We start from the raw sequence: 19,326 nt of genomic DNA, 5'->3' as shown, positions 1-19,326 counted from the left end.
TAATGACATCATACCCGAAGTCCAGGAATTTGTCCGCACGCCCAGTTGGGCAATTCACTTCGCCGCCTTCAGCTTGTCTTCATCAGTAGCCCGGTGTCGGCAAAACACACCTCGCCCCTCGGCATTGGGATTGAATCCTGTCGTCAGGAAAAATGCATGCTATTCATCAATAGTGAGCTACTGACGCGCGTACGAAAATGAAGATCTAGACCGAGCATGAATCGCCATGCCCATTACGAACTATTGGTAATTTATGAGATTGGTTATCTGTCAATTGATCATGACGAAGTCAACCTTCTGTTTCAATTAATTAACGCCGGGTATGAACGCTGTTCCACCATTTATTACCTGCAATGTGAATCTATCTGGCTAGGTGTAAATCTTCCAGAGCCCAACAGTGACGGCCGACATTCTGGATCGACTAGTACATCATGTTCACGTCATCAAGATCATAGTCAAATCAGACCGGTTGAACGTTATCGACTGACCGCCAAACCGACATTATTAAACCAGCCTTGACATAACGTCAAGATTCTCTCTATCATCATAATAAGCGAAGCAACTTACGTGATACCCACTTACTGGTTTCATGAATTAAGTATGCAGTCAATATTGTGCCTAAGTATACTAGTCCTGCAGCAATTTGTCCCCGCGAAGAGTTTCGAATGAAAAACATGATTAGAGATCCGTGTACTAAATACATTTCATACGATATATCTGACAACCGATTCAGTTGAAAAATCACCAGCGGATTAAAATATTGAAAGCCAACAGATAAGGATGCTGCGATTCCGACTACAATCGCAGCATGCCATACCGCCGTTGAATCGAAACAAATTGAAAAAAGCAGTGCGCCCAATATTTCAACTGCTATTACGAAAATGCTCATATTACGTAGATGTTGTTTAAACTGAATAACAGCTAACAATGCACCGATGGCAATTCCAATAATCCCTTTGTAGTACACATCTGAAACTTGTATCTTAGTAAAAATTACATATGCAGACAGCGTTATTCCACAGAAGACTTCCACAGTGTACCTATTTGTTAAGATGGCAGATAGATAGAACACAATATAAACAGTCCCGATGCTTACAACGTACCAGCTGTAACTAACATAATTAGTAAAAACCACAATTTTATCCCACCGAAAATCATAATTGCCTATTACTGCATCTAAAACTAGATACACTAATTCAGCGCAATACACAGGTACCAACAGTCGTAGCAAGTGCGGCATTAAGAAATTTACTTTGTATTTTTCTCGAGTAAGTAAATTCCGAACTAATCCATATCCAGACAGTAAGAAAAAAAGCCCTACCCAAATAAAACCTGTTTTACCGATTAAATTGGTTACTCTGTTCTGAGGAAAGAAATCGTTTTCGGTTAAATGAACAAGTATAATTAATATTGCACATACAGCACGAATCCATTTTGTCTCATTAAGTCCAAACCAATCTCGTCTCAATATTTTCTCCTTCGTGAACGGAATCCTACCAATCTTGGCTCATGCTCCAAAGATTATCTTACTTAATATCGAAAATTTAGAAACAATTATTTTCATTAGAATAACAACTGAAACAATGATCACCGTCTCAAGAATCCAGTAACTAATATTTGGAGAGCTATTTTTAGTAATTATAGGAAGATACGTATTAATCAAAAACATATCGACCATGTAGATAGGCAGAGAATTCATTCCGATAATAGAAAGCATATTTTTTAAAACATGCATTTTCTGAACCAAAGCCTGTATTTTCCATAATGTACAAATTACCAGTGTCGCCCCAACAAAGCCGATTCCCCATCGATAAAGATCTATTAAAACCATCTTCCATCCATCAGTTGCAACACTAATACCCGATGTATAAATATACGAATCTAGATTGTAAAGATTCAGTAATACAAGATAAATAAGAATAAGCGATGCTTCTACATATATCCAATTCCTACGTACAAAATAAAAAACATCTGATTTTTTCGCACCGAAAAACCCAATTACAAAATATGGGAAAATAAATCCGTATAAATATAAATTATAAGTTTTCGGGAGGAAAAACAATAAAACAAAAGCTATAAACAAAATTATTGTTCGATAATTCCTCAACTCTCTCACCACTATTATAAAAATAGAACACAGGAATATCCCCCAAATAAACCAATAAGAATTTAGAACGGAGCTGATAAATCCACGAATATCCCATAAAGAAGTACGATTTAGCTGGCAAGATTGTAGAATCCAAACAACTATATTCCAAAACACCAGAGGTACAATCGAGGCTTTACTTCTTCTGAGGATCAGTTCTGAAGAACTATGCCTGATTACGCTAAACGAGAATAGATATCCCGAAATCAGTGCAAACAGTGGCATGTGAAAAGAATAGATAAATTTAAACACGGGATTCTGGAAGAACGCCTCTGCATTTAAATATGACGTTCCTGATCCGTATTGTATATTATGTCCAAACACAACAAGAATTATGGTTATGGCTTTGCAGAAGTCAAGAAAAAAATTTCTACTCTTTTTGGAAGTCTGGCTTTTCATTCAATTCTCCTATGATTAGTGTCCTCAACGAAAAGTATCCACTACTTTTTTCTTACAGACCTTTGATGAGTGCTTTTCTTTCACCACTTGGTCCAGCCTCCCGTATCTGAGCACATCCTTGAAATACACAGCCAAGCAGTAACGATTCCAAAATAATATCGGTGTTTGAACTCTGCATAAAATTAAACGGTAGGATAAATATAATTAGCACCAATATAGAAATCGACAGGCTTGTCTTTACACCGCGTAACATTATGCAGAACATTGCTATAGCTGATAATATACCCACAACTCCAAATTGAGCAATGTATCCAACAACTCCAATGTCATCTATAAAATAATTCTGTGAAACGCCATACTGAGCGAATCCATTTACTGCTTGATTCTTCATCAATCCAATTCCAGTAACCGCATGATTTTTAAATAAATCCCAATAATAATTGTACGCTCCAGCACGAACCATACTCGATGATTCATTAATATCAATACTTGATTGGATAGTAATGCCCGCATACCGAATAGTTAGGATCCCGACAATTGCCAAAATTAAGCCCATCAGCAACAAAAACACATATCTCGCTCGAGTGTTGATGAACTTTTGGTAGAGAATCACAGTAGTCAACGTTGTAAATGCTGCAAGATATGCCAATAATAACGACCTTGATTGTATAACTTTGACTAAGTACATGGATACAGCAAGAAAACTCACAAAGTTGATAAGCTTCGCCTTTGACACGGATGTGTGTAGAAAGTCATTCAAACAAATCAGTCCTGTAACCGCAAACCAAATTTCTCCCCACATATTTCTCACGGATCCGTCACGCTGTATTAGCTCAAGGTACAACAAATTAATCCTTGGATACAAAAGTGCCTGAATCCAGTAAATGATAAGCATAATCAACATGAACACCTTAATCGTTGACAATACCATCTTATTCGTACCAGCTTCCCGTGCTAAAGGCACACCGATTAGAATTCCAAAAATATATGGATAATATTTCATAAATGCTTGTGAAAGCGACTGGAGCCCGGCGACATATGTATACATCATTGACAATACTGTCACCACGGAAACGATATACATAAACGCAGTCCGTTGTCTCGCGGAAGTGTCCAGCGTGTTCACTTTTCGCACAATGAACAACATAATGATTGCAATTGCTGCTAGAAAACCCCAATAGCTACTTACAGGAAGTAGATAAAAGCAATTATTTCCAAAAAAAAGCGCGATAACAATCAATGAAATTTGTAGTTTTTTTCGATGAATTTGCATGGATTTGACCTCCAAATTATTGATTGCGCGTTCTTTCTAGATCACCCGCAGAAAGACTCAACTTCGTTAAATATGAGTTGAATGCAACAATTTCAATTACTTCAAACGGTAATAATGCGACAAAATTTGCGAATACAACTCCTATCCAACTATGAAAGAAGTGAACGAACATTATTGCAAATGGCACATCCACTATAGCTGCAAAAATCATCCAGACTATTTGAACTTTGAAGAATGACATTCCATTTCCGAAGCTTGTATTAACATTATGTATGAAAGAGAGAACATTGAACAGAACAAACAAAAGCGCAACCATTGGGACAACTGTGATATAATTTTTTCCTAACCAGAGATCAATAATCCCTTGCAGAAAAGGAACCAAAACAATTTCTGCTAAGAATACAACCGCGCTAGCAAATAACAATATTCGATTTAACTTTTTAATCCAGGAATACCGTTTCTCGCCCGCAGCCTTAGTTACCGCCGACCAAATCGGTGTTAAAGCAAGCGTGAAGAGCGAACTCACAGTATTAAATATTTTATTATATGCCTGATATTGAACCACATCAGCCGGATTAGTGAGGTGCGAAATTAATAACTCATTGGTACTCGAGATGATCATGAATACAAGTTGCAATATTAATAATGTAATTCCGATATTTAGTACTTCTTTAACTCGAGTAGAGGTTACCAATGAAACCCTTGGAAAATATCCTTTTAGTGATCTTCTAAAGACAAGAATTGTTGCAACCAAATATGGAATATTAGCAGCAAGAACGTTAATAATCGACATAGTTAATAAATTATCTGCACTCGATCCACTTCTTGCAAAAAATATCATTAAAAGAGTCAGTATTGATGTAATCAACGAAAGTAGATTTACGAATGCAGATCGCTGAATTGCGAATAAGATTGATGTGATAATCTTAAAAATAAATTGAAGTAATATCCCGACGAATAAAATATAGACACATTCCACCAGAACATCATTCGAGATACTCTGACTTTTAACATTAATAATCGAGGTCCACGATAACTTCGGTATAATGAGAACGCCAACTATGCCAACAATCAAAACGACCCCAATCGTTCCAAAGTATGTTGATGAAATATATTCTTTCATTGCACGTTTATCTTTTTGTGCAATTGCAATAGGAAGTTTATTTCGCAATCCGTTTCCTAGACCGAGGTCAAATGTCAACACCCAATTTAGAACGGCTAAAAGTGTATACCAAATACCCAACGATTCTTGTTGTACAAAGAAATGAGTATACACAGGCATTGTGAATAGAGAGACTACAAGTGCAACACCTCTCACACCAAATGATCCTGCAATATTGTAGAGAATTGTTTTATTAGCACTTGACACACTTTTAAATTTCGATTTTAAAGCACCCGATATACCTTTACGCGGATTCATTAAAAAGCTCCAGTCTATAAATTATTACTACCAAGTTCCTCTATGAATCGATAATACCTGTCGACCGATTCTTGAACTGAAAATTGTAAACTACGTTTATAGTTACGTTTTGACACATCTGAATCAAAACTTTGAATCGTTTTTTCGACTGCAGCCACCATTGCATTTGCATCGTTCATTGGAACCAACAACCCATACTGTCCATTATCCAAAATCTCTGCGGGACCGAATGGACAATCAGTCGATACAACTGGCAAACCTTTATTTAGAGCCTCCACAATCACATTTCCAAATGATTCATGCATAGAAGAAAGTAGAAAAACATCAAATTTTCTCATATCATCGGCTAGGTGTCTCGAAAATCCAGCTAAAGTCACGTATTTATCCAAATTCAACATATTTATCTTGTCTTCAAGTACCTTCTTTTCAGACCCTTCACCGAAAATCGTTAGTGTAACATTTACACCTCGATCACGAAGGATAGCAACCACGTCAATTAACATACCCTGATTTTTTTCGACTTCTAATCGTCCGGCACTTACTAAACGTACACAATCCCCACTTAATTCTCGTTTTTTCAGACTATTAATCTCCTTCGTTTTTGTGATTGGATTATAAATCACAATTTTTTTTGCAGAGTAATTCGGAAAATATGCTTTAAAATCATTAAAAACACCTTGTGACACAAAAACAATACCATCAATTCTATTAAGTTCTCCAAAAAAATGAGGAACATAGCTAGTGATAACGCGATCTGCGAGCCGATTCAAGGCTGCTCGAGAGTATACACTGTGTTGCACATAAACAATCTTAAAAGTGAAAGCAACAGCGCTTCTAATAATCAATAAAAACATAATATCCCAAAACGATGAAACAATCATTACTTGCGGTTCTAGCTGCTTAACTGCTCGTAATAACGCAAAACATGACCGTTTTTTGGATGCTTTTTGCAAATAGATGATGGGAACATTAAACGACGACCCCATTTCAGTTATAGCACCGGTCACCGAAATAATCGATACATCGTTTCCGCGATTCATCAGACCTTGCGCCAACGTCATATTGACTTTCTCAACACCACCGCCCTGTGGTTCGCTAATAATACAAATTTTCATTATCTGATCTCCATCGACATCACTTCACTATGCTATTCTTTGCGTTGCAGTTCGTTGATTAATATTTTTACTCGTTGATATAAGATCTTAACTCCATTTGATAATCCATAGCGTCTTTTTAGCTCAAGTAGCTCCACTCGAGACTGATAGGAATTACCCGCACCATTCTCATCAAAATTCGCCAATATCTCTTCAATTAATAAAAATTTACATCCATTTCTCTTTAATCGAAGCAACAAATCATAATCAGCAACAAATCTGTACTTTTCATCAAATGCCCCAAAAGTTTGATAAGTTTGTTTTGCCACAAAACACGTCGGATGTTCGATCATGCCAATGTTTAACCTGTTACTACTACGTCCGTGCACCATTGTAAGCTCGCCATTAGATAAATATCTCATCAATCCGTGAAACACCTGTACTTCAGGATGTAACAAAATTTGGGAGCTAACGATTTGGAGGGCATTCAACTCATACGTATCATCACTATTCAGTATCCCAATGTACTTCCCACGTGCTTGTGATATTCCTTTATTCATTGCATTATATATCCCGGTATCAGCTTCACTTATCCAACGAAATTGAATCCCGCGCTTCTCAAATTTCCCCATATATTGTTTAATAATATCTACAGTTGAATCCGTCGAATCGCCATCAATAATCAAATACTCAAAATCTGTATATGTTTGGTTTAGTACGGACTCAATCGTTTTAGAAATAGTCTTTGCACTATTAAAGCTAACCGTGATAATCGTCATTAATGGATTCAATTTAGCCTCCGAGTTCTACATGTCTGCAATGCTGTCCGCAGAATTCTCAAATTTTCTAGCTGAAACGGATTCCTAATCAACCGGTGAATGAATTTTTTCCCGGCTAATCGTCGCTTGTCCAGCAGAAACAAAGCCTGCGTATCCAACGAGTCTCGTGCACTTTCTACTTGTCGATGTTGCTTTGGAGTAAGCCGCATGACATAACGTTTTTCAATTATTTCGGTTAATTTTAACGTTCCGAGCGGTTTGCGTGAATTATTTGATACTCGCGCACCATCATGTTGATCAATTTCTGCAAGTACTTTGTTAACATATTGAAATGTCGGTAACTCGTTGAAAATCTTAATTAAGAACAAATGTTCCTGAGAAGAATCAATAGGCTCCCAACCACCAACTACTTTACATACTCGAGTGTTTATTAAACTAAGAGTTGTTGTACTAATATTCCGCTTCAATTGTGAGAACAAAATATTGTCCGGATCGTATTTTGGCTCTTCAACTCGGTAAGTTTCTCCTTCAGAATTTATAATGTTGGCTTTACATCCAACTACTGCAATTGGATAGTCAGCTTGTTCTACAATTTTCATCTGCATTTCTATCTTGTTTTTATAAATAACATCATCATCATCTAAAAAATTAACATATTCACCAGTAGCGGCTTTAAGACCTCTATTTCTTGCGAAACATCCACCCTGATTTCCAATTGCACTTAAGTATATGAATCGCGAGTCTGCTAAAAAGCACTCTGCAATTTGTAACGTCTGAATTTCAGCCTCTGAGCCAACATCATTATCACTAACAACAATAACTTCTATGTTAGAGTACGTCTGTGTTAACGCACATTCTATCGCTCGCTTAAGAAAAACTGGACGTTTATACGTTGGAATCACAATCGAAACCTTACTATTCAAACCACTTCACCCTATGTCCATAATCTATTAAGTTTGTTGTTCACTATTATTTATCTACTGCTAACATTATCAAACACTTTTAAATGAGATGATACCATTTCTTCAATTGTCTGATTTGTTGTCTTGTCCAGGCTATTCTGTGATAAACGAGATCGAAGCGCATCACTACTACTCTGGAGAAGCGCCTCACACAAGTCATCGACATTACCATCTCGAATGATAAAGCCTTCATTACCATTATCTATCAGCTGTAATCCGGCTCCACATCTATCCGTTGTTATCACTGGTAACCCATTCGCCATCGCCTCATTTAGAACCAACCCCCAAATATCTTCATGTGTCGCGAGCACAAATGTATCAGCAGCTTGATAAAACTCAAATAGATCTTTTCTTTCCTGAAATTCGACTGTATAAACATTATCTGGAAGCTTAAATCCGACTACTTTTTCAAATTCACTTTCAGTTGCTCCAATCAGATATAAACTAGAACCAACGATGTTTGCTTTCATAAACGCTTCAACAAGAACGTCAAATCCTTTACGTTCAATTGGCTGACCAACAGAGACCACTACAAAGTTTCCAAGAATATTCTTTTTAAGTCTCAAGCTTTTCTTTTCGGAGATCGACTTTGGTTCTGTTAGAATATCATGTCTCTCTACTGATGAAAACGGATATCTATGAATGTGCTCTGCTCTTGCGCCGTAATGAACTAGATACTCGTCAGCAAATTTACCTGGGGATAGCCAAGAACTGGCAGAGCTGATCAAGAGACGTTTAAGATGATATTTAAGTCTGCTCTCATGAGCGACAAAACCACCATCAGTACTGATGATAAACGGACGATGATGAGCTCTTAAATAAGCAATAGCCAGCATCGCGGTTGGTGTGCTATACATACCGATCACAATAACGTCAAACTTTCTTTTCAACACCTGAAAAATGCCTAGAGCTAGCGATGTATCATCGCCGGTCTGAATGCCTTTGAGAAATATTTCATTGAAGGTTCCTGTAGACTTCATTGTCCACTTATGGTTTCGATCTGCAGCTGTATGTCTTTCATAAACAACTGTCAAATCACACTCAGTTCCAAGTCTTGAAAAGAACTTCACACGATATGGAGAAGGTAGATTTGTAAGAAAAAGAACTCGTTTTCCTTTGGTCATGCGTTTATCTCCCTTTGATAAGGACTGGATCACACGTTTCATACATCTTTTTCAGAGGCCATTCTCAAGTACCGTAAAAAGCGAATCAAATTTATCGACGTATTTAGTTTCCGTGTATCGTCTAAAAAAACAAGCTCTATTAGAATTTGAGGCTTTCTCTAACTTTGCGTCACTTAGTCTGGTCATATCCTTATGCATCTGGACAGCATCAACGTCATGGTCATACAGTATCCCATTACATTCAGAGGTGATAATATCAGGAATTGCAGCGTGTTTTGTAGAAATAATGTACTCGCCATTCGCCATCGCCTCTAGCATTGAAATGGGTTGGCCTTCAACTGGATACCACGTTGGGAGACAAAATATGCTAGCATTTTGAAGTAATTGCTTCTTTTTGTCACCTTTCACAACCCCGTGATATGTGACAAAATCCTCAAGCTTTTTTTCACGTACAAAGCTTTCAAAAAAGTTACGCTCGGATACATCAAAAAAAGCACCTGCAAAATCAAACTTCAATCGTTGCTTCTCCCCGGAAACGATTCTTTTCCGTTCAATCGCTGCCACTTCAAGAACTTTACGGTAACCCTTCGATTCGATTAAGTTCGATAGAAAGAGTACTTGCTTTACAGATTTATTAAGTCTTTCGGTCAAAGTAACACGAAATTCACTTTCACTGGGAACATTATCCTTTGATACACCATTTTCAATGACCCAAATGCGCTTCTCGGGAACAATATCTATAAAGTTTGGGCGAAGTGACTCACTTAGAGAAATTGCAAAACTAACCTCACTCAGCAAATGAATATTGAGTTTACGTTGCCACATCGGCATTCCATGATAAATTACTTCGCGAAAATGAAGACCACCATGTACATGGACTCCATACCTTTTTCTTGTTATCCGCAATAGCATCATAATACACAAGTCGCGTAGATTCCCCCCTCGCGATTGACTAACTGTAAGATAGAAATAATCAGCTCGAGAAAATAATAGCTTAACTAAATTTATAATAATTAATCTATTGTTTGTTATGTTTATTTTTGTGAAATTATATTTATTTCTTAATCTCGAATTATAGAGAGTGTCGACCGCTTTCGATAATCCATGAATCGGAGGCGGAAATTGCGCAACAAAACAAACCTTCACTTAGCTCCCCCCTTACTGTAACATCGTTATCTTATGTACATACTTCTTTACTGACTCTGTTTTAGTCAATCCACCATTAATTATTTCACGACTCCTTTGTCCCATCTGCTGAAGCCCTTCAGATAAACCTAACGCTGTGCGAATATTGGTTTCAACTAGAGAATAATCTCCGGGAGTTGCAAGATATCCTGCGTGATGATCACGAATTAGTCGTTCGATCTCTGCACCTTGTTCCAATACTCCGAGTACCGGCTTCCCTGCTGCGGCAATTCCATAAAACTTACTTGGACAACTAACGCCCTTGATTCCTTTGGCGTTAACGCACCAATGAATATCCGCAGCATTCAAGCTATAAATCAAATCAGCTTTTGGCTGATAAGGAATAAAACTGACATTCTTCATCTCGTGCATTTCAACATACTGCTTCAATGTATCAAGCATCGACCCTGCCCCAACGAATACAAACTCAACTTTCTGACCACCTGCAGACTTCGTGCCAGCAGGAAATTTCTCAATCACTTTGATCAGGTTCTCAAGATCGTAGTAGAGCCCGATATTCCCCGAATACATCACGACAAATTTATCTTCAAGCCTATATTTTTGCTTAAATGCAACAACATGTGGTTCATCTGCAGATAGCGGATGAATCTCTTTTTCATCAATCCAATTATTAATCATCGCGACTTTTGGTGCTCGCCCTGGCTTGAAGCGATTCTTGAGCGTCTCGACGAGATCACGGCCTACCGTAATGACCAGATCACTCTGTTTACAACTGAATTTATCCAGCGCCATCATCAGCTTCAGAACTAGCTTGTTTCGGCTATATCCGACTGCCATAATCTGCTCAGGGTTGAAGTCTTGAATGTTATAGATAAATTTCGCATGCTTTATCCATTTCCCCCAAACACCAAGCAAACCACCCAAGATCGGTGGTTGCGAGATGGAGAAGACATAATCTTGATGGCCAACCTTGAAGGTGGCACGCATCGAACCAAAGAAATACGAGATAATGTTCTTGATGCGCGAGCGCTTGTCCTGCTTACTGAACTCCGGTACGCGAATTCGCAAGACATGCACGCCATTGATTTCTTCTCGATAGAACTTCTTCGTCTTGTACGCATCATCGACCTTGCCGGAATACGATGGGACAACACAGATTACCGTGATGTCGAACGTATCTAGCATCCCCTCTGCCAGCTCTTTGAGAATCTGGCCGGTCGATGCCACATCAGGTGTGTAATAATGCGCATAGATGAGTAGTTTCTTTTTCTTCACACTTACCCTCCAGTCAATCAATCCCGCCGAAAAATATCCCGCGTATATACCTTGTCCCGTACATCATCTAACTCGGCATTATAGCGGTTGGCGATGATTGCATGAGACTGCTTCTTAAATTCATCAAGATCATTAACGACCAGACTGCCGAAGAATGTCTCGCCTTCTTCCAGAGTCGGCTCGTAGATGATGACCGTGGCACCTTTGGCCTTGATTCGCTTCATAACTCCTTGAATTGAGCTTTGACGGAAGTTATCGGAATTGCTCTTCATGGTTAATCGGTAAACGCCAATTGTAGTGTCATGTTCTTTGGAAGGATCAAATTCATTATCCTTATCGTAATTGTAGTAACCAGCCAGTTCAAGAACGCGATCCGCAATAAAGTCTTTACGGGTACTATTTGACTGTACAATGGCTTCAATCAAGTTTTCTGGCACGTCTTCATAGTTAGCCAACAATTGTTTGGTATCCTTTGGCAGGCAATATCCGCCATAACCAAATGAAGGATTATTATAGTGGGTTCCAATACGAGGATCAAGGGAAACACCGTCAATAATTTGTTGGGTGTTCAAGCCTTTCATCTCAGCATAGGTGTCCAGTTCGTTGAAATACGATACACGTAAAGCGAGATAGGTATTAGCAAACAGTTTAACTGCTTCTGCTTCGGTAAAGCCCATGTACAAGGTATCAATGTCTGGCTTGAGGGCACCTTCTTGTAAAAGTCCAGCAAAGTCATGCGCTGCAGCAACCAGCTTTTCATCATCAAAGTCAGTACCCACAACGATTCGAGATGGATACAAGTTATCATATAAGGCTTTGCTTTCACGCAGGAATTCTGGCGCAAAGATAATATTCTTGCTGTTGTACTTTTCACAAATCTTAGTCGTGTAACCCACCGGAATCGTAGACTTGATGACCATAATGGCTTCTGGGTTAGTTTTCAATACAAGTTCGATGACCTCTTCAACCAGTGAGGTATCAAAGAAGTTCTTCTTGCTGTCGTAATTGGTTGGTGTTGCAATCACGACAAAATCAGCTTGTTTATATGCTGCTTCGCCATCTAATGTGGCATGCAGATCAAGTGGTTTTTCAGCCAAGTATTTTTCGATATAATCATCTTGAATCGGAGACTTACCTTTGTTGATCAATTCCACTTTTTCAGGAATAACATCAACTGCTTCGACATGATGATGTTGTGAAAGCAGTGTTGCGATACTTAACCCCACGTAACCAGTACCCGCTACAGCGATCTTAAAATCTTTACTCATCCTGTTCGTTCCCCTTTTTTGTGTATGTGCCTACCATATACAAACACACTAGTGTTTATCTAGTCTAATTATCAGTATACCTTACTCAAACATAAGCACAAGAATTGCAAGCGGTTAATATTTCTTGATACAGTCTTGTAATGTTTTCTGTCAATAATTTTAGCTATTCATATTTTGCATATATGCAAAATCACATTCTTAAATTATCTGATTCAACAAAGTGCACAGTCTTCTTCCGCGGGAGTTTGACACTTTCAAGAACTCCTAAGTAGTGGCTGGTGAATTATCCTTAACTTTCAGGCAGATCCACGATAACTTTGTAATCAATCTTCACCGCAGTCTTATTCTTTTTGGCAGTCACCGAAATTGGTCCACCTAAGACTACGAGGAGATTCTCCAGATTTGCCATGACGACACCAGTGGCTATGGCAACCGCAATCGTTTCCGCAGTCTTTTCATTTACCAGGCCCAACCCAAGATTGCCCTTTATGAACGAGAAGCGGCGCTCAATTTCCCCACGCCGAGTCTCTGCACCTTCATCTTGCTGGCACTGCGCTGGATCCACATGTTTAGGCTTACGCCCAAGCCGTGGACCACTAACGCGAATACCAAGATTGGCACCCAGTCCAATATTTTCGCGAGTTCGGTACAACGTATCTAACAACACCTCATCTGGATATTCACCATGACTATCGTAGTAGTGATCAGCGGTGCGACTTGAAGCACTTTGGCCATGACCTTGATAGCATCATGGAGAAAAACTTTAATAACCAAAAGCCCCAATCAACGTGAACAACGTCGATTGGGGCTCTCTTGGGCTTTAGTAGCTATATTGCAATCTTCTAGTTTGATTCATGTTTAAACTTGCTTGTTAAGGCCATCCCCGCTGACATCAAACTAATAATCAATACGCCAAGCCAGGATGTTGCTCGGTTGACGTGATCACCAGTTTGCGGTGCCTTAGCATTCTTCTGCCCACCGACACTGAGTTTATCCAAATGATCAGAATCTTGTTGTTTGACATTCGGTGGCGTCAACTTATTTGTAGAATTGTAAGTCTGCTTGCCTTGGCTTTGATGCACCGCTGTTTTGGTACTCGTCTGTTTTAACTTCAAGCCAGTAATCGCCAATCGTAATGCTGAGGTCGCTTGATTAACTGACGCTTGTTCAATGTGCTGAGCTGTAAACACAGACTTTGCATGACGCAATGCTTTGGCTAATTGTTGAAGTGTGCTTGGTACATATCGGCTTGTATCGATCTTTTCAGCTTGCGTCATTGCTTCACCAAGCTGCGACTTGTCTACCAGGGCTCCTAAGTGAACGAGTACCGTTTGGCTCGCCCCTTGTTGGCCATCTGAATCAAAAATCAACTGTGTCCCCTTCACGCTGAATACGCCAGCGTCGTCAGCGGATAAAGTCACACCTTCTTTAAAGGTCAGCGTCACTGCTTCATTGCTTTGCGTCGGGTCAGAAACACTGACTTCATAGTCGCCACCACCTAATGCCGTGACGACTAAAGAACTCGCGTGATCGACACTAAGTAAACCAGCAATGTCATCCGCCGACGTCCAGGCGTTGGCTAAAATTTGGTTGCCCGTTTGAATGGCTTGCAAATCTGAGGTATTTGATAACACTTGATAAATCGGTTTTGTCGCCAATTCAGCGATTTGCTCATCCGTCGCACCAGGCACGGTCACATATTCATAAGTGCCATCTGTGATTTTAGCACCGTGATTGATGGCAACTGTCAGATAGTCAAAGGTATATTCTTTCTCAGATGGGAACTGCGAATTGATATCTGAATACTTACCCGTGCGACTGGCTTCACTGATGTTCACTGGATGATTACTGGAAGCAATGATGTAGCCTATGTTGTTGGCTAAGGTGCCAGTATTGATATTCGCCCATTGATTTACGTGACTGCCGTTAACGAATGCAGCACCATCAACAGTCACGTATGTTTCCGGCGTAGTCAATTGACGATCATCAACGATGGTTTCGATATCAGCAGTTGTCGATCCTGTGATACCCGCACCAAGATTAACGATTTGACCATTCAACAAGAACCAAGATTTCTTAGCGACTAAGTTGGTGGCCGTCCCTGCTTTATTCAGCGCCATGCCAATTGCCGCAATCTTAGTATCCGTCGCACCTCCGACCCATGATTCAGGAGATTTTCTCCCAGAACCTGATGCATTCTCCAACGGTAGTGTATCTACTGTCGTACCAGGTAGACGATAAGGATCAACCGTTGGCCAATAACCTTCGCCAAATTGTTGCAAATCACCATTGTATAAATACAACATCCCGTCAGAAATATGCCAACCATGCTTGTTTTCAGTATTCACCGCTTCGAAACTTGAGATGCGTTTAGAATACAGACTTAAAGCAACTGAATAAGTTGGGGTGCGTTGAAGCACCCGATCCATTTTGCCATAAATATTCAATACACTAGTATCAGTCGCCCGATCTAAATTCGCATCCACTGCTTTTTGCAAGACGGTTAAGGCTTCATAATCTCGTGCATTACTAAAGAAATTATATGCTGAGCCAACTTGCTCAATCCAAGTGTCAATTTCTTGATAGATCTTGTTTTGCAATGATTTAGGCGCAAAGGTCGCAATCATTGCTAAATCCACGATTGCTTCACGGCCTGACTCTAATTCACTGGTATCTTGATTCAACAGCGGCGTCCGCGAAATCGTGCGACCATTGAACATCGATGGCATCCGACCTTCAACCATCAATTGCAAATAGCCTTTATCGACGAATTGATAAAAGTCACTGAGTTGATCATCACTGATTGCCCAAGGCGTATCTTGCAAGATTGTAACGATTCGCGCGATCCCGCGCAGCATATCACTGCCGTACGCACCGTTGTAGGCATGTTGTTTATGTTGAATGAATGAACCGTCAGCATACATGCCATCCCCACTAGTCGAAAAGCTCAGCACTTCTGGCAATTGTGCTTGCACCAATGCAACGCGTGTATCGTCTTCCAGTAATAAACCACTTCCTAGCACTGAAATCCCAACATCCGTCAAATTCGCACCGGTTGGGTCTTCAGTTTGAAATGGCACATCTGGGGCAATGTCGTATAACGTTACTGGCGTTACAAACTCAACTAACTTATCAGGTGCTGATTGCTTTAAATCTGGATAAAGTAACATCAGCGTATCGATCAACGGTTGTGAAGAGCCGATGTTCCAATCCCACCAATTGACCTTCCAGTAAGTCCCGTTATATTTTTTTGTGGTGACCATGAAATCCAGCGCGTCGACAATAGCGTTATAAACTTCAGGGTCTTGATATTGTTTGCTTAATGGATCGTAATAGCCCAGAGTCAATGTCTTGATTTTTTTGAAGGTGGTGGTCATATCAGCTGATTCGGTATCAGTTGAGACTTTCTCCCATAATCGATCACGATTCGAACTGGTATCCATAGTTTGCCAAAGTTCATCGCTTTGCGCTGCAATTGTGGTCAAATAATCTTTGACGTTAGGATCGCTTGTATCCGGTGATTCTGGCATCAATCGGTCACGCCAACGTTCACGCATCGTGACATATTCTTGACGTTGGGCAACCACTGAAATGTTAGCTTGGCTTGATAATCCAGTTGCGCTATCTTTGACTGAGATAGTTGCTGTGCCTAATTGATTGGCCGTCACCTTACCATTGACCACAGTTGCCACAGACTCATCACTACTCGTCCAAACCAAGCGTGAGGAATCGAAAACAAGATTTTTAGGCGTGATCGTTGGTACCAGCGTTCGTTGAGTGCCAACACTCATAGTCGCATCTGCAGGCGAGATCGATAATGCCGTCAACGCTTGCTTTGTTCGATAAATATTGAGTTCATAAATGCTTGAAGCATACCATTTCTTATTACTAGATAATTGCCAGTTACTGAGCTGATGATATTGAACGTAACGCGCTTGCACCGGATCAAAAACGATCACTTTATCGATGTTGCTATGTTTTTCACCATTGGTAACACCAAACACTTTGGTATAGTCGATACCATCAACAGAAGTCAAAACTTCATAATCAGTCGTTTCAGATTCAAATTTGATATCGACTTCACTAACAGTGTCAGCTTTGCCCAAATCAACCGTTAACGTCTGATCGCCATTCTCCTCACCTTGTTGGCCAGCCCAGCGAGAATTCTTATCGCCGTCGATCGCCATATCCGCCGAATGCGAACTGTCACCGTTCCAACTTGACTTGGCCGACTTTCCAGTAGCTAAGTTGGTTGCATCTGGCGCGGCCACGATCGCAACATCAGCTTCTTGCTTCGATGTTTGAGTCAATGTGCTTGTTGGCGTTGATTTAGATGTTGCAGTTGCTTCATCAATCGTGTCGGCGCCGCTTGAGATAGCGCTATCATTTTTAGGCGCCGTATTCGCTAACGTTGTCGCTTCGTCCTCAGGCGTTGTTTCTGATATTGTTTTCGGATCTGTGTCGCTGACCACAGCTGACGTTTGCGGTGATTCAGATGGACCGGATACTTCTTCGGTATTCTCCGCATCATCGACAACTGAATCAGAATCCTGTATCTGACTCGTATCAGTTAGCTGAGTAGATGTCGTCTCAACAGCAATCGCTGGTTGCGTTTCGGTATTTGCAGAAACCTGTGTGGTTGTAGTTACTGAAATCACAACACCAGCAACGGTGACCACCCCAATAGTCAACCATTGCTTCTTATGTTTGTGAAGCTTAAACCGAACGACTTTCTCCATTTCCATAGCCTCCCTAGACTAGATTCACTAAGTCGAAATGTATTCCCCGTTACCCTTTGATTGTGTTTTATTCACCTCCTTAGGTACAAATCTTCGTAATGATACCATTGAGATATTCTGAATTCAACGCTAGAAATTATGATTAATTCTTATAAATTTTTCGTTCAAGAAATGAAAGCGTTTCCTAAAGTCTTTATTCATATTCTGTGTAACCCATTCATTGCCAAACGTTATCTTTGTATAATTCTGTAGACGAATTACGTTTCAGATACGTTTGAGGCCCAGTGTCTTGATTTTATCCTTAACGTTAAATTATCGAACAATTTGAGCTAAATAAACATTCTATTTCACAATCTCGATACAGCGCTTCATTGACATTGCAGATTCGTTTAGGCGCAGTTCCTATTGCGCTTATCATTCTGAACTACACTGGTAACAAGTAAGCTCACAAGTGTCAACGTTCTTATATTCATGTATTACCTATTCCCGATTACAATCAAAAAATAATGATCTACATCTGCCAACCTAAAGTAAGTTCGAAGAATAACCCCGAGTCATTGAACTTCGGCACATAAAAACCAGCCGATGTGTTTACCGACTGGTTAATCTCAACTGTATTCAATACGAGTTACACCAACTTGTGCCACAAATCACCCCCGATTGTTGTCAGTCACGCACGCTCCTCACTTGCCGATAAATGGCCTTCACCCGCGTGCTAACTGCGGCCACATCACGAACTCGCATCCCCAACGCCTCAGCGATTTCAGTTTGCCCCAACCCATCGCGAAACAACTCCATGACTTGCTGATCAAAAACTGATAGCTCTTTGATCAACTGCTCGGCAGCTTCATGTTCCTCAGGCGTCGCTTGCGCCAAGAAATGATACTTGCCATGCATTTGTTTGGCGAGGGTCGCGTCTTCTTCTGACGTGAGCTCAAATGCTGAGGCTAATGCGCCTGAAGATCTGCAACGAGCACATTTAGGATTCTTTCATTGAACGCGATCACCGTTAGCCCTTTTATTTGTGCCAAGCGTTGATAATGCAAATACCGCAACTCCAAAAAGACTACAGTTTCTCGAAAATCCGGATCGCCTCGATTGATTCCAACCACACCGATTGCCTGTGCAATCACGAGATGATCGACTTTTATCACTGGTTTCATCTGCCTGTTCCTCCTTGCATACCGCTTCTACCAAACTGGTCCGTAAATCTGTTTGATCTTGGCGATGGTCACTTCGACCCAATCATCACTGGCACCGAGTATTTCAACGATTTCAGCAGGTGACATCCCGGCAGCGAGCAACAAGTACAGCACATCGCGCTCATTAGGGGTCAGTTGCACGTGATGCGCTAAATCACGATGCTTTGACGGCGTCACTTCTAACCATTCATACCGCCCTGCCTGTTGTTGACCACGCATCACTGGGACGTATTGTTCATACAACCACCCACGATGACGACGGATCACGATCAAGCGGATCAAATCTTGTCGCAGTGCTTCACGATTTGGTTTCACCTCGCCTAACGTATATCGGAGATACTGACCGATCGCATAGCCTTTCACCTCTTCGGCGTCGCCATCAGAATTCAACACCCCTGCTTTGCGCAAAACGTCGTTGATCAATGCTTGGGCATCTTCATCAATTGCCCGCATCACGATTCACACTCCTTTACTCAAAACCCCGTCGAATTGCCAAACT

16 protein-coding genes and 2 pseudogenes are annotated in these 19,326 nt (G+C 40.4%); 2 read left to right on the top strand and 16 right to left on the bottom strand.

Translation table 11 applies throughout. The features are described from left to right. Window positions 1-216 precede the first annotated feature (216 nt). Together FD01_RS17030 and FD01_RS17025 are read left to right on the top strand one after the other, a co-directional pair. A pseudogene (locus FD01_RS17030) lies at window positions 217-285 on the top strand (hypothetical protein); the annotation flags it as partial. A 112-nt stretch (window positions 286-397) separates the two neighbouring features. Then, window positions 398-487, top strand: coding sequence for a hypothetical protein (locus FD01_RS17025; protein WP_477218258.1), 90 nt, complete (start codon window positions 398-400; stop codon window positions 485-487). A 57-nt stretch (window positions 488-544) separates the two neighbouring features. On the opposite strand, the gene FD01_RS12235 is transcribed toward FD01_RS17025, so the two are convergent. The 16 genes and pseudogenes from FD01_RS12235 to FD01_RS12160 all read right to left on the bottom strand — a co-directional run bounded on the left by FD01_RS12235 (window position 545) and on the right by FD01_RS12160 (window position 19,283). Beyond that, on the bottom strand, window positions 545-1,468 hold the full coding sequence (locus FD01_RS12235) for an acyltransferase family protein (protein ID WP_056964553.1): 924 nt from the start codon (window positions 1,466-1,468) through the stop codon (window positions 545-547). A 39-nt stretch (window positions 1,469-1,507) separates the two neighbouring features. Next, window positions 1,508-2,545: an acyltransferase family protein gene (locus tag FD01_RS12230; RefSeq protein WP_056964551.1), complete on the bottom strand. Its 1,038-nt coding sequence runs from the start codon at window positions 2,543-2,545 to the stop codon at window positions 1,508-1,510. Between the two features lie 52 nt (window positions 2,546-2,597). Next, entirely contained in the window at window positions 2,598-3,818 is a 1,221-nt protein-coding gene (locus FD01_RS12225) for an O-antigen ligase family protein (RefSeq protein ID WP_054715524.1), read from the bottom strand. 16 nt (window positions 3,819-3,834) lie between these two features. Continuing rightward, window positions 3,835-5,238 (bottom strand): lipopolysaccharide biosynthesis protein, encoded by a 1,404-nt coding sequence (locus tag FD01_RS12220; protein ID WP_056964549.1) that lies wholly within the window; start codon window positions 5,236-5,238, stop codon window positions 3,835-3,837. Between the two features lie 14 nt (window positions 5,239-5,252). Beyond that, window positions 5,253-6,353: a glycosyltransferase gene (locus FD01_RS12215; RefSeq protein ID WP_056964547.1), complete on the bottom strand. Its 1,101-nt coding sequence runs from the start codon at window positions 6,351-6,353 to the stop codon at window positions 5,253-5,255. A gap of 32 nt (window positions 6,354-6,385) precedes the next feature. Next, the gene (locus FD01_RS12210; protein WP_054715537.1) at window positions 6,386-7,123 is read right to left on the bottom strand and encodes a glycosyltransferase family 2 protein; all 738 of its coding nucleotides are present in this window, start codon (window positions 7,121-7,123) and stop codon (window positions 6,386-6,388) included. Next, the gene (locus FD01_RS12205) at window positions 7,120-8,034 is read right to left on the bottom strand and encodes a glycosyltransferase family 2 protein (RefSeq protein WP_054715540.1); all 915 of its coding nucleotides are present in this window, start codon (window positions 8,032-8,034) and stop codon (window positions 7,120-7,122) included. Before FD01_RS12205 ends, FD01_RS12210 begins: the two co-directional genes overlap by 4 nt. 50 nt (window positions 8,035-8,084) lie before the next feature. After that, complete coding sequence (locus FD01_RS12200) at window positions 8,085-9,197, bottom strand: glycosyltransferase family 4 protein (protein ID WP_054715543.1); 1,113 nt, start codon at window positions 9,195-9,197, stop codon at window positions 8,085-8,087. Window positions 9,198-9,248: 51 nt separating this feature from the next. Continuing rightward, a complete protein-coding gene (locus FD01_RS12195) occupies window positions 9,249-10,022 on the bottom strand; it encodes a glycosyltransferase family 4 protein (RefSeq protein WP_162257368.1) in 774 nt (257 codons plus the stop codon). A gap of 333 nt (window positions 10,023-10,355) precedes the next feature. Continuing rightward, window positions 10,356-11,618: a glycosyltransferase family 4 protein gene (locus FD01_RS12190; RefSeq protein ID WP_054715552.1), complete on the bottom strand. Its 1,263-nt coding sequence runs from the start codon at window positions 11,616-11,618 to the stop codon at window positions 10,356-10,358. A 17-nt stretch (window positions 11,619-11,635) separates the two neighbouring features. After that, window positions 11,636-12,886 carry a nucleotide sugar dehydrogenase gene (locus FD01_RS12185; RefSeq protein WP_056964543.1) on the bottom strand — a complete coding sequence of 417 codons (1,251 nt, stop codon included), beginning with the start codon at window positions 12,884-12,886 and terminating at the stop codon, window positions 11,636-11,638. 289 nt (window positions 12,887-13,175) lie between these two features. Beyond that, window positions 13,176-13,598: pseudogene (locus FD01_RS12180) on the bottom strand (transposase); the annotation flags it as partial. A gap of 130 nt (window positions 13,599-13,728) precedes the next feature. Beyond that, window positions 13,729-17,625: a polysaccharide lyase family 8 super-sandwich domain-containing protein gene (locus FD01_RS12175; protein WP_056964541.1), complete on the bottom strand. Its 3,897-nt coding sequence runs from the start codon at window positions 17,623-17,625 to the stop codon at window positions 13,729-13,731. Between the two features lie 666 nt (window positions 17,626-18,291). Continuing rightward, complete coding sequence (locus FD01_RS12170; RefSeq protein WP_056964539.1) at window positions 18,292-18,522, bottom strand: sigma-70 RNA polymerase sigma factor region 4 domain-containing protein; 231 nt, start codon at window positions 18,520-18,522, stop codon at window positions 18,292-18,294. A 50-nt stretch (window positions 18,523-18,572) separates the two neighbouring features. After that, a complete protein-coding gene (locus tag FD01_RS12165) occupies window positions 18,573-18,788 on the bottom strand; it encodes a hypothetical protein (RefSeq protein WP_056964537.1) in 216 nt (71 codons plus the stop codon). A 27-nt stretch (window positions 18,789-18,815) separates the two neighbouring features. Beyond that, window positions 18,816-19,283 carry a helix-turn-helix transcriptional regulator gene (locus tag FD01_RS12160; protein WP_054715566.1) on the bottom strand — a complete coding sequence of 156 codons (468 nt, stop codon included), beginning with the start codon at window positions 19,281-19,283 and terminating at the stop codon, window positions 18,816-18,818. Window positions 19,284-19,326: the final 43 nt, after the last annotated feature.

The organism is Lacticaseibacillus manihotivorans DSM 13343 = JCM 12514, from assembly GCF_001435035.1.
In the GTDB taxonomy this organism is placed as follows: Bacteria; Bacillota; Bacilli; order Lactobacillales; family Lactobacillaceae; genus Lacticaseibacillus; species Lacticaseibacillus manihotivorans.
This window is presented reverse-complemented; position numbering and strand designations above follow the sequence as displayed.

What these genes read in the sequence shown, in the direction of transcription:
- FD01_RS12200 (WP_054715543.1), bottom strand. Translation starts at nt 9,197, where the DNA reads ATGACCAAAGGAAAACGAGTTCTTTTTCTTACAAATCTACCTTCTCCA.
- FD01_RS12165 (WP_056964537.1), bottom strand. Translation starts at nt 18,788, where the DNA reads ATGAAACCAGTGATAAAAGTCGATCATCTCGTGATTGCACAGGCAATC.
- FD01_RS12225 (WP_054715524.1), bottom strand. Translation starts at nt 3,818, where the DNA reads ATGCAAATTCATCGAAAAAAACTACAAATTTCATTGATTGTTATCGCG.
- FD01_RS12195 (WP_162257368.1), bottom strand. Translation starts at nt 10,022, where the DNA reads ATGTGGCAACGTAAACTCAATATTCATTTGCTGAGTGAGGTTAGTTTT.
- FD01_RS12230 (WP_056964551.1), bottom strand. Translation starts at nt 2,545, where the DNA reads ATGAAAAGCCAGACTTCCAAAAAGAGTAGAAATTTTTTTCTTGACTTC.
- FD01_RS12215 (WP_056964547.1), bottom strand. Translation starts at nt 6,353, where the DNA reads ATGAAAATTTGTATTATTAGCGAACCACAGGGCGGTGGTGTTGAGAAA.
- FD01_RS12175 (WP_056964541.1), bottom strand. Translation starts at nt 17,625, where the DNA reads ATGGAGAAAGTCGTTCGGTTTAAGCTTCACAAACATAAGAAGCAATGG.
- FD01_RS12185 (WP_056964543.1), bottom strand. Translation starts at nt 12,886, where the DNA reads ATGAGTAAAGATTTTAAGATCGCTGTAGCGGGTACTGGTTACGTGGGG.
- FD01_RS12220 (WP_056964549.1), bottom strand. Translation starts at nt 5,238, where the DNA reads ATGAATCCGCGTAAAGGTATATCGGGTGCTTTAAAATCGAAATTTAAA.
- FD01_RS12170 (WP_056964539.1), bottom strand. Translation starts at nt 18,522, where the DNA reads ATGCATGGCAAGTATCATTTCTTGGCGCAAGCGACGCCTGAGGAACAT.